The sequence below is a fragment of the Pseudoduganella sp. UC29_71 genome (genome assembly GCF_042693265.1).
In the GTDB taxonomy this organism is placed as follows: domain Bacteria; phylum Pseudomonadota; class Gammaproteobacteria; order Burkholderiales; family Burkholderiaceae_D; genus Rugamonas.
On the sequence record NZ_CP170549.1, the window covers coordinates 3,832,840 to 3,847,855 of the forward strand.

The window sequence follows — 15,016 nt, forward strand, 5'->3', positions numbered from 1 at the left end:
GTCCTTTATTCTGCGCTGGCGGCCGGCACCAGGATGTCGCGGTTGCCGTTCGACTGCATGGGCGATACCACGCCGCTCTGTTCCATCTGTTCCAGCAGGCGCGCCGCGCGGTTGTAACCGATGCGCAAGTGGCGCTGCACCAGCGAAATCGAGGCGCGGCGGTTTTTCAGCACCACCTGCACGGCCTGGTCGTACATCGGGTCGGCTTCGCCGCCGCCCTCGCCGCCCGCGCCGGCGCCATCGCCGCCGCCCTCGCCTTCCAGCGTGCCGCCTTCCAGGATGCCCTCGATATAGTTCGGTTCACCCTGCAGTTTCAAGTGTTTCACCACCCGGTGCACCTCGTCGTCCGATACGAAGGCGCCGTGCACGCGCACCGGCAAGCCGGTGCCGGGCGGCATGTACAGCATGTCGCCCATGCCGAGCAGCGTTTCCGCGCCCATCTGGTCCAGAATGGTGCGCGAGTCGATCTTGGACGACACCTGGAACGCAATACGGGTCGGAATATTGGCCTTGATCAGGCCGGTGATCACGTCTACAGATGGGCGCTGCGTCGCCAGAATCAAGTGCAGCCCGGCGGCACGCGCTTTCTGGGCGATACGGGCGATCAATTCTTCCACCTTCTTGCCGACCACCATCATCAGGTCGGCCAGCTCGTCGATGATGATGACGATGGTGGGCAGCTTCTCCAGCGGCTCGGGCGAATCCGGCGTGATGCTGAACGGATTCGGAATGTGCTCTTCGCGCTTGGCCGCTTCGGCAATCTTGGCGTTGTAGCCGGCCAGGTTGCGCACGCCCAGCTTGGACATCAGCTTGTAGCGGCGCTCCATCTCGTTCACGGCCCAGTTCAGCGCGTGGCCGGCCTGGCGCATATCGGTTACCACCGGCGCCAGCAGGTGCGGAATGCCTTCGTACACCGACATTTCCAGCATCTTCGGATCGATCAGGATCATGCGCACGTCGGCCGGGTCGGACTTGTACAGCAGCGACAGGATGGTGGCGTTGATACCCACCGACTTGCCGGAGCCGGTGGTGCCGGCCACCAGCAAGTGCGGCATCTTGGCCAGGTCGGCCACCACCGGCTTGCCGGCGATGTCCTTGCCCAGCGCCACGGTCAGCGACGAGGCGTTGTCGTGGTAGACCTTGGAACCGACAATCTCGCTCAGGCGCACGATCTGGCGCTTGGGGTTTGGCAGCTCCAGCGCCATGTAATTCTTGCCCGGGATGGTTTCCACCACGCGGATGGAGGTCAGCGACAGCGAACGCGCCAGGTCGCGCGCCAGGTTCACGATCTGCGAGCCCTTCACGCCGGTGGCCGGTTCGATCTCGTAGCGCGTGACCACGGGGCCGGGATAAGCGGCCACCACGCGCGCTTCCACGCCGAAGTCCGACAGCTTCTTCTCGATCAGGCGGCTGGTGAATTCCAGCGTCTCCACGGCCACGGTTTCCTGCGACGGCGGCGCATCGTCCAGCAGCGACAGCGGCGGCAGGTCGCCCGGACGGGTATCCTGGAACAGCGCCCCCTGGCGCTCCTTCACGGCGCGCTCGGACGGCACCACGGAGGTGACTTGCTGCTCGATCTTGACCGGCACCGGCGCGGCGAATTTCTCCGGCGCCACAGTGGGCGCGGGACGCGGTGCGTCGTCGTAGCCGTCGTAGGCACTGTCCGCACCCATGGCGCCAGCCAGGCCGGCCGCCGCAGCGGGCGCCTTGGCCGATGCCGGCGCAGGCGCGCCGTCCAGGCGCGGCTCGGCGCGTACCGGCTTCTCCACGTGCTTCTCGATATGCTTGGCGCGCTCGTTGACCACCACTTCCTCGCGCTTGACGGTGGCGCGCTCGCCCTGGATGCGGTCTTCGCGGTCCTGGTAGCGCAGCATCACCCATTCGCAGCAGTCCTCGATAAAGCCGCCGATGCGCTCGGCCACGGCCAGCCAGGACACATGGAAGAACAGGCTGAAACCCAGCCCGAACAGCAGCAGCATCAGCAAGGTGGCGCCGGTAAAGCCCAGCCCCACGTGCGCGCCATGGCCGATCAGCTTGCCCAGCACCCCGCCCGGCGCCAGCGGCAGCTGCACCTTGAGCGTGTACATGCGCAGGAATTCCAGGCCCAGGCTGCCCACCAGCAGGAAGGCAAAGCCGATCACGCGGATCAGGCCCTCGTGGCGGTGCTCGTCATCGTCGTCCTGGTTGGTGACGAATTTGCGCGTCAGCCGGCGGTAGCCGCTCCACACGGCCCGCAGCAGCCACACGCACCACCACCACGCGGAAATGCCGAAGATATACAGCATCAGGTCGCTCATCCACGCGCCCGCGCGGCCCCCCAGGTTGTACACCTTGGGCACGGCATTCGAGTGCGACCAGCCCGGATCAGCCTTGTTAAAGCTGATCATAATGAGCAGAAAGTACAGCGCCAGCGCAGCCAGCGCGAACCAGCGCGCCTCCGACAGCAGCCGCACGAGCCGGTTCGGCAGCGGTTGGCGTTCGGTCGGCGTGCGGGTGTAGCTCAAAGGCTGCTGCTTCATCGGCTGCTGCTTGGCCGCTGCTTGCTTGACAGGCTGTTCTCTCGTTTTGGACATTGATACTTTTGTAAGATTTTTGCGGGCGCACCAGAGGGCGCTAGCCATTTGTGGGTATTCTAAGCCATCTCTATAGGAAGCGGCCTCCCAATTCAACCAGTTTCCCTGCTTGGACTATAATTCTGTCTTTGCTCGCCGGCATTGTTATCGCCGCGCCTGCCCCCAACTTTGGTTTATCCAACTAATTAAGAAGCCTTCCCATGACCACTACCAAACACGCCCGCGTTTTGATTCTCGGCTCTGGCCCAGCCGGCTACAGCGCCGCCATTTACGCCGCGCGCGCCAATCTGAACCCCATGCTGGTGACCGGCGTGGAACAAGGCGGCCAGCTGATGACCACCACCGACGTGGAAAACTGGCCAGCCGACCCGATGGGCGTGCAAGGCCCGGACCTGATGCAGCGCTTCCTGCAGCACGCCGAGCGCTTCAAGACCGAGATCGTGTTTGACCACATTCATACGGCCAAGCTGAGCGAAAAGCCGATCCGCCTGATCGGCGACAGCGCCGAGTACACCTGCGACACCCTGATCATTGCCACCGGCGCCTCGGCGCAGTACCTGGGCCTGCCGTCCGAGCAGGAATTCATGGGCCGCGGCGTATCCGCCTGCGCCACCTGCGACGGTTTCTTCTACCGTGGCCAGGAAGTGGCCGTCATCGGCGGCGGCAACACGGCTGTCGAGGAAGCACTGTACCTGTCCAACATCGCCACCAAGGTCACGCTGGTGCACCGCCGCGACAAATTCCGCGCCGAAGCCATCCTGATCGACCGCCTGATGGCCAAGGTCGCCGAAGGCAAGATCGAGCTGAAACTGAACCACACGCTGCAGGAAGTGACCGGCGACCAGGGCGGCGTGACCGGCCTGACGCTGGCGGCCACCGCCGACGGCGCGCTGACCAAGATCAATGTGCACGGCCTGTTCGTGGCCATCGGCCACAAGCCGAACACCGGCATCTTCGAGGGCCAGCTGGAAATGCACAACGGTTACATCAAGACCCGCACCGGCACCGAGGGCATGGCCACCGCCACCTCCGCCCCGGGCGTGTTCGCCGCCGGCGACGTGCAGGACCACATCTACCGCCAGGCCATCACCAGCGCCGGCACCGGCTGCATGGCCGCGCTGGACGCCCAGCGCTACCTGGAAGGCCAGGAGTAAGACCATGGCGGGCTTGAAGGACTTCGCCGACCTGAAATCCCTCGGCAAGCAGCTGAAGGAACAGGGCGAGGCGCGCGCGGCCGCCGAGGCCGAGCGCGCCAAGCGCGAAAAGGTGGCGGCGGCCGAAGCGAACATCTTCCGCAACACGCTGGGAGAGGTAAAGCGCATGCCGGAGCAAAACCGCTATGTGCACCAGCCCGCCCCTGCCGTGTCCGCCCAGGCGCTGGCGGCGGCGAAAAAGCGCGGCCCGCTGACGCCGGAAGAACAGCGCCAGGACGACGCGGCCGTGCTGCGCGAATCCCTGTCCGACCTGTTCGAGGTGGACCACTACATGGAAGAAGACCCGGCGCTGAACTATGCGGCACCCGGCGTCGGCCCCGATGTGGTGAAAAAGATGCGCAAAGGCTACTGGCCGGTGCAGGACGAGCTGGACCTGCACGGCCTGAACCGCGACGGCGCGCGCGACGCGCTGGGCGCGTTCCTGACCCGCGCCAACCAGCGCGGCATGCGCTGCGTGTGCGTGATCCACGGCCGCGGCTTCGGCTCGCGCGGCCAGGAACCGGTGCTCAAGTCCATGGTGCACAGCTGGCTGGTGCAAAAGGAAGTGGTGGCGTTCTGCCAGGCCCGTCCGTCCGACGGCGGCGAAGGCGCGCTGATCGTGCTGCTGCGCGCCGCGCTCCAACCCGAGCGGCGCTGAGCCAGCGGGTTACGGCGCCGTGCGCCTAACCCGCCCTACGGCTGGCTACCCTGTAGCGCGCGTTAGCGGCGCAGCCGCGTAACCCGCCAGCGCCGCCGCAAAATTCCCCTACCCCCGGTAGCTTGCGCATGTTAACCTGTGGGAATTAGCAACTTTGCCAATTCCCACAGTACATGAAGCACATCCCGCACGTCTCCCTGATCACCATCATCGAAGTCGTGGCAATCCTGGTCGGGGCGATTTCAGGCTTCATCGAAGCGCGGCGCAAGCGCATGGACTTGGTGGGCGTTTTCACCGTGGCTTTCATCACCGCATTCGGCGGCGGCACCCTGCGCGACATCCTGCTCGACAAGCGCCCGCTGTTCTGGGTGCAGCACCAGGAATACGCCATCCTCATTTTCGTGCTGGCCCTGATCGCCACACCGCTCATGCGCACCCTGCGCCAGATCGTCTCCGAACGCGTGATTGTGGTGGCCGACGCCGTCGGCCTGGGCCTGTTCGCCATTGCCGGCGTGTCGCAGGCGCAGCAAGCCAATATGCCCATCTTCATCGCCTCCATGATGGGCGTGATCACCGGCATCTTCGGCGGCGTGCTGCGCGACATCGTCTGCAACGAGGTGCCGATGGTGTTCCGCGACGGCAAACCCTACGCCATCTGCGCCTTCATCGGCTGCTGGATGTACATCGTGATGCAGAAAACGTCCGTGTCGGACGATTTCGCCCTGTGGTCAAGCGCGATGGCGATCACCATCATGCGCCTGCTGACCTGGAAGTTCGATATGCGGCTGGGCCGTCCCTGACGGCTTAGACAGCGTCCGCGCCGGTTTCGCCGGTGCGGATGCGGATCACCTGCTCCACGTTCTGCACGAAGATCTTGCCGTCGCCGATCTTGCCGGTGCGCGCCGCCTTGATGATGGCGTCCACCACCTGCTCGGCCACGCCGTCGTCCACCACCACTTCCACCTTCACCTTCGGCAGGAAGTCCACCACGTATTCGGCGCCGCGATACAGCTCGGTGTGCCCCTTCTGGCGGCCGAAGCCCTTCACTTCCGTCACGGTCAGGCCGGTGACGTTCACTTCGGCCAGCGCTTCGCGCACTTCGTCCAGCTTGAACGGCTTGATAACTGCGGTGATCTGCTTCATGGGATTCTCCTTAATATAAATCGTTTATGCGTCTATGCGTCCGGCACATTCTTCAAGTCCTCCATCCACACCACGGATTCGGAATCGCTGGGCGCGCGCCAGTCGCCGCGCGGCGACAGCGAACCGCCCGATCCGACCTTCGGCCCGTTCGGCACGCAGGTGCGCTTGAACTGGCTGGTCTGGAAGAAGCGGCGCAGGAAGATGCCCAGGTTGTGCTTGATGTCTTTTAATGCGTACTGATTGCGCACCACGTGCGCCTCGTTCGGCCAGCCCCCGATGCTGCGGTCACGCCACGCTGCATGGGCCAGGAACGCCACTTTTGACGGCGAGAATCCGAAGCGCAGCGTGTAGTATAAGTTGAAGTCCTGCAATTCGTATGGTCCGATGACACTTTCGGTGATTTGCGCCGGCGCGCCGCTGTCTTCCTGGCCGGCCTTGCCCGGCACCAGTTCCGGGCTGATCTCCGTGTTCACCACCGCCAGCAGCACCGCCGAGTCCTGCGCGCCGAACTGGCGGCTCTCGGCCACCCAGCGCACCAGGTGCGAAATCAGCGTCTTCGGCACGCTGGCATTGACGTTGTAATGCGACATATGGTCGCCCACGCCGTAGGTGCACCAACCCAGCGCCAGCTCGCTCAGGTCGCCGGTGCCGATCACGATGCCGTTGTGGAAATTCGCCAGGCGGAACAGGTGGTTGGTGCGCTCGCCCGCTTGCACATTTTCAAAAGTGATGTCGTACTGCGGCTCGCCTTCCGAGAACGGATGGCCGATGTCCTTCATCATCTGGATGCAGCTCGGGCGGATGTCAATCTCGGAGGCGGTGCAGCCGACGAACTCCATGAGCTGGCGCGCCTGCAGCAAGGTGCGCGCACTGGTGGCGAAGCCCGGCATGGTGATGCCGATGATATTGGTGCGCGGCAGGTCCAGGCGGTCCATGGCTTTCGCGCACACCAGCAGCGCATGCGTGGAATCGAGGCCGCCCGAAATGCCGATCACCACCTTCTTGATGCCGGACGATGACAGCCGCTGCACCAGCGCCTGCACCTGGATGTTGTACACCTCGTTGCAGCGCTTGTCGCGCAGGGCCGGGTTGGACGGCACGTACGGGAAGCGCGCCACGTTGCGCTCCAGCGCCAGCACCGGCTGCGCAGGCAGTTCCAGCGCGAAGCGCACGGTGCGGAAAGCCGCCACCTCCTCGCGGTGGCGGCGCATGGACTGGCCGAAAGTGGTCTGGCGCATGCGCTCGCGCGACAGGCGCTCCAGGTCCACGTCCGCGTAAATCAGGTGCGACTCGTCCTGGAAGCGCTCGGCCTCGGACAGCAGCTCGCCGTTCTCGTAGATCAGCGCCTGGCCATCCCAGGCCAGGTCCGTGGTCGACTCGCCCCGCCCCGCCGACGAATACAGATAGGCCGACAGGCAGCGCGCCGACTGCTGGCTCACCAGCTGGTGCCGGTAATCCGCCTTGCCGATCACGACGTTCGACGCCGACAAATTCACCAGCACGGTCGCCCCCGCCAGCGCGGCGAAGGACGACGGCGGAATCGGCACCCACACGTCCTCGCAAATCTCGACGTGAAACTTAAACAGCGGCAAATTCTCGACTTCGAACAGCAGCGCCGAGCCAAACGGCACCGTCTGCCCCAGCAGCGCGATTTCGGTGGAAATGGCCTCATCACCGGCGCTGAACTGGCGCGCTTCGTAAAACTCCCCGTAATTCGGCAGGTACGACTTCGGCACCACGCCATGGATGCGGCCGCCGGACAGCACCACCGCGCAATTGAACAGCTGATGGTCCACCCGCAGCGGCACGCCGACGATCAGCGCCGCGCTAATGGTCTTGGACGCCTCCAGCACCGTCTGCAAGCCCGCCAGGCAGCCGTCCAGCAGCGCGCGCTGATGGAACAGATCGTCGCAGGTATAGGCCGAAATGCCCAGTTCGGTAAACGCCACCAGCGCCGCCCCCTTGGCGGCGGCCTGCCCGGCCAGCTTCACGGTTTCGGCAGCGTTATAGGCCGGATCGGCCACGCGGCAGCGCGGCACGACCACGCTCAGGCGTGCAAAGTCATGGGAATACAGATTGAAGAATGATTGCGGTGCGTGCGGCATAAGACAGGCTTCCTCTATGGATAAGCCGATTTTAGCATTCGCCCTTGACTATCGTGCAAAGTTGCCCGCCAGCCGCCCTTGGCCGAGGCGCTCCGCCGGCGACGCCGCGATGCCCAGCGCCATGGCAAGCACCATCGCGGCCAGCCAGACCGGCAGCACCGGCAGGTGGAATTGCTGTCCCATGTTGAACGCCAGGCTATACGCCAGCCCCTGCCACATGTAGATGGAGTACCCCTTGTTCACAAACGGCCGGAACCAGCGCATGGCGTTCAGGCGTGCGACCGCACTATCCGTCACGCAGGAGGTAGCGGACCACAGCAAGGAAAACCACGCGATACCGAACAGGAAGAACGCGGTATTGGGCGGAAACTTATTGGCTTGCATATCCAGCGTCGCCCAGGACAGGGACCATGCGCCGAGCAGCAGCATGACGGCCGCGGCGCCCAGCGCCAGCAACTGCGGCCTGGACAGCATGGGACCGAAGCGCCCGCTGCCCACCACGTAGCCGAGCACGGCCCAGGTTGCATAGGTCAGCACGCTGCTGGGCAGGTTCCCCGCCGGCAGCCATTCCCCGCCCAGTATCAGCACGCCGCCCGCCACGATAAGCAAGGGAATCGGCAGCTTCACCCTGTTCACCGCCTTGACCAGCAAAGGCAGCAGGAAAGTCACGCCCAGGAAGGGGGCGACGAACCACAGGTGATAATTCAGCATCGATACCGAGTGCCCGCTGCCGTATTCCACCGGATTCAGCCAGGCCAGCAGCGTGGCGGTTGTCGCAGCGGCGCTTCCGGTCAGCGTCGGGTTTCCCTTCAGAAAAATCAGGCCCAGGCAGACCGCCGCGTACACCCAGTACGGGATCAGGATGCGCGCCGCCCGCGTCTTCAGATAGTTCCAGTAGTCCCTTTTCGTTTCCATCCGCAAGCCGCCTTGCAGCGACAGGGCATACGCATAGCCCGATATGAAAAAGATGCAGGGCATCTCGAACAGGATCAGCGTGGCCCCGGGACCGGCATACACGTTCAAGAAGAAGAATCCATGCACGACGGTAATGATATACACCATCAGCATGCCACGTGCCGCGTCAATTCTCGGGTTACGCATTTTCAGGGCAATCCTTTCCAATCAACGTAAAATGTCCCCATGAGCTACCGTCCCGACGTCATTTCCTCCCTCGCCGAAGTCGGCGAACCCGCCTGGAACGCGCTGCTGGCCGCGCAGGGCGAAGACAACCCCTTCCTGTCCTACGCCTTCCTGCACGCGCTGCACGAATCCGGCAGCGCCTGCGCGGAGACCGGCTGGCAACCGCAATACCTGGCGTTGTGGAAGGGCGACGAGTTGGCCGCCGCCATGCCACTCTACGTCAAATCCCATTCGTACGGCGAATACGTGTTCGACTGGGCGTGGGCGGACGCTTACCACCGCAACGGCATTGAGTACTATCCGAAGCTGCTGTCGGCCATCCCGTTCACGCCCGTGACAGGCAGCCGCCTGCTGGCGCGCGATGGCGAGAGCCGCGCCGCCCTGGTGGCGCTGCTCAAGGCGCAGCAGAAGTCGGCCGACATGTCGTCCACCCACGTGCTCTACCCGCCCGAGGAGCAGGCCATGCAGCTCTACGAGGCCGGCTTCATGCTGCGCAGCGGCGTGCAGTTCCACTGGCTGAACCAGGGCTACGCCGATTTCGACCAGTTCCTGGCCACGCTGGAGCACAAGAAGCGCAAGAATATCCGCGCCGAGCGCCGCAAGGTGCGCGAAGCCGGGGTGACCATGCGCCAGATCCGCGGCCACGACGCCACCGCCGAGGACTGGCGCTTCTTCCACCGCTGCTATTCGAACACCTACGCCGAGCACCGCTCCTCGCCCTATCTGAACCTGGAGTTCTTCCAGCGCATCGGCGCCACCATGCCCGGCAACATCCTGCTGGTGGTGGCCGAACGCGCCGGTCGCGCCATCGCGTCCTCGCTGGTGATCCACACCGCTGACACGCTGTACGGCCGCTACTGGGGCGCCGACGAGCATGTGCCCTGCCTGCATTTCGAGACCGCCTACTACCAGCCGCTGGAATTTTGCATCGCCAACGGCATCGCCACTTTCGAGGGCGGCGCGCAGGGCGAGCACAAGATGGCGCGCGGCTTCCTGCCGCAAAAGACCTGGTCCGCCCACTGGCTGGCCCACCCGGCCTTCGCCGACGCCGTGGAGCGCTTCCTCGAGCGCGAAAGCGGCGGCATCGACGATTACATCAGCGAATTGAACGAGCGCAACCCGTTCCGCTAGCCGGCCCGCAGCGTTAGCAAGCGCACCGTGGCGCGGCCGGAACTGCGCGATCATGGCGTATTGGTATTGCGAAGGAGCGCATCATGTCGGACGTACAGAAAATGCAGGAAGCCCAGGAGCGTGCCGTGATCGTGCTGGAACAGCCGCAGGAAGTGCGGTACTGGACCGACGAATTCGGTATTTCGGAAGCGGAACTGCGCGCGCTGGTGGCCCGCGTCGGGCCGTGCGCCAGGGATGTGAGGGTGGCGCTGGGGCGGCCCATCCATGAGGGCCACCAGGGCTGAACCGGAGCGCCGGCCCGCCCGGTTATAGCGCCGCGTCCGCCAGCAGTTCGGGCCGCAGGGCGCGCATGCGCAGCTCGGTGAAGTAGCCGCCCGCCTCGTTGTAGCGCAGGAAATGGCGGCCACAGCTCCGGCAGCGCAGCACCTGGCTCAGGTTGGCCGGGAAATAGCGCGGCGCGATCGGCGCGTCCGCGCTCTCGTAGCGCGTGCCGTTTGGATGATATTCCTTGAAGGTGGGTTCGTCGTACGGATCGTCGACCAGCGTGCCCACCTCTTCCAGCTGTTCCAGCTCCAGCGACGTGGGCAGGCTTTGCCACGCCAGCAGCGGCACGCTGCTGCAGCTGCACCTGGCCGTCACCGCGGCCGATGCCGTGGCCAGTTCCAGCAAGGCTGGAAAATCAATGATCTGCATCGTTCTCTCCTAGTATCGCCAGATTGCGGGCCGCTATCCTGGCGTGGGTGGACTCGGTTGCACCCGGCCCTGGCATCATGCGCACGTCGCGGTAGCCCAGCAGGCGGCCGTCGGCCGCGCGCGGGCCGACCGGCTCCAGCGTTTTGCCTGTGTCCCGCTCCACATAGCGCACCGAGCCGCCGTGCGGCCCCGGCGCCCATTTGTCGCCCCACTGCAGCAAGGCCATCAGCACCGGGAACAGTTCCTCGCCCTTGGGCGTGAGCCGGTAACCCAGGCGGCGCCCTTCCAGCGGCGATTTCTCCAGTATGCCCAGTTCAGTCAGGCGGTTCAGCCGGCTGGTAAGGATGTTGCGGGCGATGCCCAGCCGTTCCTGGAACTCGTCGAAGCGCGTCGTGCCCAGCATGCATTCGCGAATAATCAACAAGCTCCACCACTCGCCGACCTGGTCGAGCGAGCGGGCTATGGAGCAGTTCATGCCATCAAAAGGTTTACGTTGCATGCGGACGATTTTAGATCTTTAAGTTGCATAACGCAACTTTATCTGCTAAGTTTCATCATGAAACTAAAATTCCGCTCGCAAGAGCACGCAACTTAAGGAGCAACACCATGGATCGTCGATTACTCGTGCTCGCAGCGGGCATGTTCGCCATCGGCACCGACAGCTTTGTCGTGGCCGGCATTCTTCCCCAGGTCGCCAGGTCGCTGGACGTGCCGATCGGCGTGGCCGGCCAGATGGTGACCTTGTACGCGCTCAGTTATGCGCTGCTGTCGCCGGTGGTGGCCGCCACGCTGGCGCACTGGCCGCGCAAGCGCCTGCTGCTGGCCGGGCTGGCGGTATTCGTGGCGGGCAACCTGATCACAGCGGTGGCGCCGAGCATCGAACTGGTGCTGGCCAGCCGCCTGATCGCCGGGCTGGGCGCCGCCATGTTCAGCCCCACCGCGACCGCCACCGGCGCCTCGCTGGTAGCGCCCGAAAAGCGCGCCCAGGCGCTGGCCATCGTGATTGCGGGCCTGACCAGCGCCACCGCGCTCGGTTCGCCCATCGGCACCTTCATCGGCGGCCTGGGCGACTGGCGCGCCACCATGTGGTTCGTCACCGCCGTGGGCCTGGCCGCCAGCGTGGCCGTGTACGCCATGCTGCCGCACATTCCCGCCTTGCCCGCCGTGACTTTGCGCCAGCGCCTGGCGCCGCTGAAGGATAGCCGCGTGGTGCTCACGCTGCTGACCACGCTGGCCGCCTATTCCGGCCTGTTCGCGGTGTACACCTACATCGGCGTGAGCTTCGACCGCGCCACCGGCGGCAGGGCCGAGGTGCTGGCCGGCCTGCTGCTGCTGTGGGGCTTTGCCGCCACCGCCGGCAACCTGAGCGCGGGCAAGCTGACCGACCGCTTCGGCAGCCGCACCATCATCTACGGCACCTTGGCCGTGGCCGCCATCAACTTCGCGCTGCTGCCGCTGGCGTCGGCGCAGCTGTGGAGCGCGGCGCTGTCCATCGTGGTCTGGGGCCTGTGCGGCTGGGGCCTGCTGGTGCCGCAGCAGCACCGCCTGATCAGCCTGGCGCCGGCATCGGCACCGCTGCTGCTGGGCTTGAACTCGGCGGCGCTATACGTGGGCGTGTCGGCCGCCGGCGTGATCGGCGCGGCCAGCATCGCGCTGCTGGACCGCCACCAGATTGGCCTGGTGGGCGCGGCCCTGCTGGCGACGGCTTTCGTCATCGCGCAGCAGGCGGACCGGCTGATCCGCAAAGAGCGCGCCGGAGCGCCGGCCCTGCGCGCGGCCGCTAACTGAACCGCTAACTGAACCGCAGGAAAAAGGTGGTGGTCCCGCCAGGTACGCTTTCCACCCGCACGTCGCCCCCGTGCAGCCGCATGATGGCGCGCACGATGGACAGGCCCAGCCCGGCCGAATGCGCCTGGCTGGAGCGGGCCGCGTCGGCGCGGTAGTAGCGGTCGAAGATGTGCGGCAGGTGTTCGGCGGCGATGCCGGGGCCGGTATTGCTGACGGCCAGCTCGACGCCCTGTCCGGCGCGGCGCGCCGACAGCCGCACTTCGCCGCCCGCAGGCGTGTAGCGGATGGCGTTCGACACCAGGTTGTTGACAGCGCGCTGCAGCAGCACCGGATCGACCTGCGCCTGCAGCGCCGGCGCATCGACCGCCAGCCGCACGCCCACGTCATCGGCCAGCAGCTCGAAGTAGTCGTGAATGCGCAGCAGCTCGGCGCGCAGGTCCAGCTGTTCGCGCTGCAGCGCCAGCTGGGCGTTGTCCACCCGCGCCAGGAACAGCGTGTTCTCTATCATGCGCGCCAGCCGCTCGTACTCTTCGGAATTGGACGCCAGCAGCGACTGGTACTCTTCCACCGTGCGCGGACGTGACAGGGCCACCTGGGTTTCCATCATCAAGGTGTTGACCGGCGTGCGCAGGTCGTGCGCGAGATCGGCGGCAAAACCGGACAGGCGCTGCACGCCCTCTTCCAGCCGGTCCAGCATGGCGTTGTAGGCTTCGCCCATTTCGCGCAGCTCGGCCGGCGCGTCCTGCACCGACAGCCGGGTATTCAGGCGGCTGGTGTGGATGGCGTTCGCCTTGCCGATCAGCGAGCGCACGCTGCGCATGCTGTGGCGCACCACGGCATAGCCCAGCAAGGCCGCCAGCGCGGCGCCGCCGGCCAGCGCCACCAGCAGATCGGTGCCGTACCGTTTCAGGACGCGCAGCCTGTCGGAGCGTTCGCGCGCCAGCGTGATCTCCACCGGCTCGCCGCCCGCCAGGCCCACCGCGCTGACCATGCGGCCGCTGCCCTGCTCGGGCACCCAGTCGTGGATGTCGTCCAGCGTCAGCACGTTTTGCGCGGGCACGCTGGCGATTTTCGGCAAGGGGCGCGAGGTGATGGCCGTTTGCAGCAGGCGTTCGCCGTCCGGCCCCTTCACGCGCAGCATGAAGTCGTTGTGGCCGGACAGGGTTTCCACCAGTGGACGCTGGTCGCGCGCGATGGCCTGCGGGGACGGCAGCGTGGCCACGATGCGGCGGATCTGCGAGGCCTTGCTGATCAGCTCCACGTCGTCGCGGTAGTGCATCTGGCGCGCCAGGGTTTGGTACAGATAGGTCCCTGCGGCCAGGAAGGTGGCGCTGGTCACCGCCGCCAGCAGCAGCGCCACGCGCACGGTGAGCGACAGTGGCCTCGGGCGCCTGCCGGCCAGGCGCATGGCGCCCAGGCTCACGGCCGGTGCTCCAGCAGGTAGCCCATGCCGCGCACGGTCTGGATCAGCTTCACGTCGTAGGGGTCGTCGATCTTGGCGCGCAGGCGGCGCACCGCCACGTCCACCACGTTGGTGTCGGAGTCGAAGTTCATGTCCCACACCATGGAGGCGATCTGCGTGCGCGACAGCACTTCGCCCTGGCGCTTGGCCAGCAGATGCAGCAGCGCGAATTCCTTCGCCGTCAGCTCGATGCGGGCAGCCTGGCGCGTGACGCGGCGGCGCAGCACGTCGATCTCCAGGTCGGCCACCTTGATCAGCTCCATCTCGCGCACCGGGCCGCGCCGCATCAACGTCTTGATGCGGGCCAGCAGCTCGGCGAAGGCGAACGGCTTGACCAGGTAGTCGTCCGCGCCCAGTTCCAGGCCCTTCACGCGGTCGGCCACGTCGTCGCGCGCGGTCAGGAACAGCACCGGGGTCTGCTTGCGCTCGCGCAGCTTGCCGAGCACGGCCCAGCCGTCCAGCTGCGGCAGCATCACGTCCAGCACGATCAGTTCATAGTCGAATTCCAGCGCCAGCGCCAGCCCGTCCACGCCATTGCGCGCCAGGTCCGCCACGTAGCCCGATTCCTGCAGGCCCTTGACCAGGTAATCGCCCGCTTTCGGTTCGTCTTCCACCACCAGTATTTTCATCACGTCCTCCAGATGCACCATTGTCGGCGTTTATGGCAGCCGCATGGATTACAAATCTGTAATTTGCACGTCATCTTCACGTCAGCGGTGGGTCGTTAGCATGGGAACCGTGACAAGCCAACCCAAACACAAGGACTACATCATGTTAAACGCAATTCGCATGGCGGCGCTGGCCGCTACCCTGGCCGCTGCTTCCGCCGGTGCTTTCGCTTCCACCACCGGCACCGGCGCCTATGGCAAGGCCGTGGCGCCGGCCAATGCCCAGCGCCAGATCGCCCTGACTCCGGCCACCTCCGGCGTCAATGTGGACAATGGCGATACGGTGGAATTCAAGACCGCCGACGGCAACACCTTCACCTGGCATTTTGACACGCTGGTCGGCGAGAGCGCCTTCTCCCTGGCGAACATCGCGCCGGCAGGCAGCGTGGACCCGAAAGTCATCGTCTACGTCGGCGCCAATCCGCTGTACCGCTGATCCAGACAAGCAAGCGCCGGCAGCCC

Annotated in this window: 15 protein-coding genes; 7 read left to right on the forward strand and 8 right to left on the reverse strand. The window is 65.6% G+C overall.

The window, feature by feature from the left end:
* Window positions 1-5: 5 nt before the first annotated feature.
* Entirely contained in the window at window positions 6-2,519 is a 2,514-nt protein-coding gene (locus ACFJI2_RS16900; RefSeq protein WP_377705856.1) for a DNA translocase FtsK, read from the reverse strand.
* Window positions 2,520-2,773: 254 nt separating this feature from the next.
* Between ACFJI2_RS16900 and trxB the strand changes: the two genes are divergently transcribed.
* From trxB to ACFJI2_RS16915, 3 genes are all read left to right on the forward strand, one after another.
* The gene (trxB, locus tag ACFJI2_RS16905) at window positions 2,774-3,727 is read left to right on the forward strand and encodes a thioredoxin-disulfide reductase (protein WP_107980592.1); all 954 of its coding nucleotides are present in this window, start codon (window positions 2,774-2,776) and stop codon (window positions 3,725-3,727) included.
* 4 nt (window positions 3,728-3,731) lie between these two features.
* Window positions 3,732-4,424, forward strand: a complete 693-nt coding sequence (locus ACFJI2_RS16910; RefSeq protein ID WP_107980591.1) for a Smr/MutS family protein — start codon at window positions 3,732-3,734, stop codon at window positions 4,422-4,424.
* Window positions 4,425-4,597: 173 nt separating this feature from the next.
* Complete coding sequence (locus ACFJI2_RS16915) at window positions 4,598-5,224, forward strand: trimeric intracellular cation channel family protein (protein WP_107870672.1); 627 nt, start codon at window positions 4,598-4,600, stop codon at window positions 5,222-5,224.
* Window positions 5,225-5,228: 4 nt separating this feature from the next.
* Here the strand turns inward: ACFJI2_RS16915 and ACFJI2_RS16920 are convergent, their stop codons facing one another.
* From ACFJI2_RS16920 to ACFJI2_RS16930, 3 genes are read right to left on the reverse strand one after another with little or no spacing between them, the layout of a single operon-like run.
* Entirely contained in the window at window positions 5,229-5,567 is a 339-nt protein-coding gene (locus ACFJI2_RS16920) for a P-II family nitrogen regulator (RefSeq protein ID WP_008447011.1), read from the reverse strand.
* Between the two features lie 32 nt (window positions 5,568-5,599).
* Entirely contained in the window at window positions 5,600-7,672 is a 2,073-nt protein-coding gene (locus ACFJI2_RS16925) for an NAD(+) synthase (protein WP_377701058.1), read from the reverse strand.
* Window positions 7,673-7,720: 48 nt separating this feature from the next.
* Window positions 7,721-8,794 (reverse strand): acyltransferase, encoded by a 1,074-nt coding sequence (locus ACFJI2_RS16930; RefSeq protein WP_377701059.1) that lies wholly within the window; start codon window positions 8,792-8,794, stop codon window positions 7,721-7,723.
* Between the two features lie 18 nt (window positions 8,795-8,812).
* Between ACFJI2_RS16930 and ACFJI2_RS16935 the strand changes: the two genes are divergently transcribed.
* A complete protein-coding gene (locus ACFJI2_RS16935; RefSeq protein WP_377701060.1) occupies window positions 8,813-9,943 on the forward strand; it encodes a GNAT family N-acetyltransferase in 1,131 nt (376 codons plus the stop codon).
* An 83-nt stretch (window positions 9,944-10,026) separates the two neighbouring features.
* Entirely contained in the window at window positions 10,027-10,227 is a 201-nt protein-coding gene (locus tag ACFJI2_RS16940; protein WP_377701061.1) for a DUF3606 domain-containing protein, read from the forward strand.
* A gap of 22 nt (window positions 10,228-10,249) precedes the next feature.
* Here ACFJI2_RS16940 and ACFJI2_RS16945 read toward each other — a convergent pair whose 3' ends face one another.
* Together ACFJI2_RS16945 and ACFJI2_RS16950 are read right to left on the reverse strand one after the other, a co-directional pair.
* Window positions 10,250-10,636 (reverse strand): hypothetical protein, encoded by a 387-nt coding sequence (locus tag ACFJI2_RS16945; protein WP_377701062.1) that lies wholly within the window; start codon window positions 10,634-10,636, stop codon window positions 10,250-10,252.
* On the reverse strand, window positions 10,623-11,111 hold the full coding sequence (locus ACFJI2_RS16950; protein ID WP_377701063.1) for a winged helix-turn-helix transcriptional regulator: 489 nt from the start codon (window positions 11,109-11,111) through the stop codon (window positions 10,623-10,625). Before ACFJI2_RS16950 ends, ACFJI2_RS16945 begins: the two co-directional genes overlap by 14 nt.
* A 131-nt stretch (window positions 11,112-11,242) precedes the next feature.
* On the opposite strand from ACFJI2_RS16950, the gene ACFJI2_RS16955 reads away from it, so the two are divergent.
* A complete protein-coding gene (locus tag ACFJI2_RS16955) occupies window positions 11,243-12,424 on the forward strand; it encodes an MFS transporter (RefSeq protein ID WP_377701064.1) in 1,182 nt (393 codons plus the stop codon).
* A gap of 4 nt (window positions 12,425-12,428) precedes the next feature.
* Here ACFJI2_RS16955 and ACFJI2_RS16960 read toward each other — a convergent pair whose 3' ends face one another.
* Together ACFJI2_RS16960 and ACFJI2_RS16965 are read right to left on the reverse strand one after the other, a co-directional pair.
* Window positions 12,429-13,847, reverse strand: a complete 1,419-nt coding sequence (locus ACFJI2_RS16960; RefSeq protein WP_377701065.1) for a heavy metal sensor histidine kinase — start codon at window positions 13,845-13,847, stop codon at window positions 12,429-12,431.
* The gene (locus ACFJI2_RS16965; RefSeq protein ID WP_107980693.1) at window positions 13,844-14,515 is read right to left on the reverse strand and encodes a heavy metal response regulator transcription factor; all 672 of its coding nucleotides are present in this window, start codon (window positions 14,513-14,515) and stop codon (window positions 13,844-13,846) included. The genes ACFJI2_RS16960 and ACFJI2_RS16965 overlap by 4 nt, the downstream gene beginning before the upstream one ends.
* Before the next feature lie 142 nt (window positions 14,516-14,657).
* On the opposite strand from ACFJI2_RS16965, the gene ACFJI2_RS16970 reads away from it, so the two are divergent.
* The gene (locus ACFJI2_RS16970; protein ID WP_377701066.1) at window positions 14,658-14,990 is read left to right on the forward strand and encodes a CzcE family metal-binding protein; all 333 of its coding nucleotides are present in this window, start codon (window positions 14,658-14,660) and stop codon (window positions 14,988-14,990) included.
* Window positions 14,991-15,016 lie beyond the last annotated feature (26 nt).

Bases quoted from the DNA above. Each gene is read 5' to 3' on its own strand.
- ACFJI2_RS16900 (WP_377705856.1), bottom strand. From the start codon at position 2,519: ATGAAGCAGCAGCCTTTGAGCTACACCCGCACGCCGACCGAACGCCAA.
- trxB (WP_107980592.1), top strand. From the start codon at position 2,774: ATGACCACTACCAAACACGCCCGCGTTTTGATTCTCGGCTCTGGCCCA.
- ACFJI2_RS16910 (WP_107980591.1), top strand. From the start codon at position 3,732: ATGGCGGGCTTGAAGGACTTCGCCGACCTGAAATCCCTCGGCAAGCAG.
- ACFJI2_RS16915 (WP_107870672.1), top strand. From the start codon at position 4,598: ATGAAGCACATCCCGCACGTCTCCCTGATCACCATCATCGAAGTCGTG.
- ACFJI2_RS16920 (WP_008447011.1), bottom strand. From the start codon at position 5,567: ATGAAGCAGATCACCGCAGTTATCAAGCCGTTCAAGCTGGACGAAGTG.
- ACFJI2_RS16925 (WP_377701058.1), bottom strand. From the start codon at position 7,672: ATGCCGCACGCACCGCAATCATTCTTCAATCTGTATTCCCATGACTTT.
- ACFJI2_RS16935 (WP_377701060.1), top strand. From the start codon at position 8,813: ATGAGCTACCGTCCCGACGTCATTTCCTCCCTCGCCGAAGTCGGCGAA.
- ACFJI2_RS16940 (WP_377701061.1), top strand. From the start codon at position 10,027: ATGTCGGACGTACAGAAAATGCAGGAAGCCCAGGAGCGTGCCGTGATC.
- ACFJI2_RS16945 (WP_377701062.1), bottom strand. From the start codon at position 10,636: ATGCAGATCATTGATTTTCCAGCCTTGCTGGAACTGGCCACGGCATCG.
- ACFJI2_RS16950 (WP_377701063.1), bottom strand. From the start codon at position 11,111: ATGAACTGCTCCATAGCCCGCTCGCTCGACCAGGTCGGCGAGTGGTGG.
- ACFJI2_RS16955 (WP_377701064.1), top strand. From the start codon at position 11,243: ATGGATCGTCGATTACTCGTGCTCGCAGCGGGCATGTTCGCCATCGGC.
- ACFJI2_RS16965 (WP_107980693.1), bottom strand. From the start codon at position 14,515: ATGAAAATACTGGTGGTGGAAGACGAACCGAAAGCGGGCGATTACCTG.
- ACFJI2_RS16970 (WP_377701066.1), top strand. From the start codon at position 14,658: ATGTTAAACGCAATTCGCATGGCGGCGCTGGCCGCTACCCTGGCCGCT.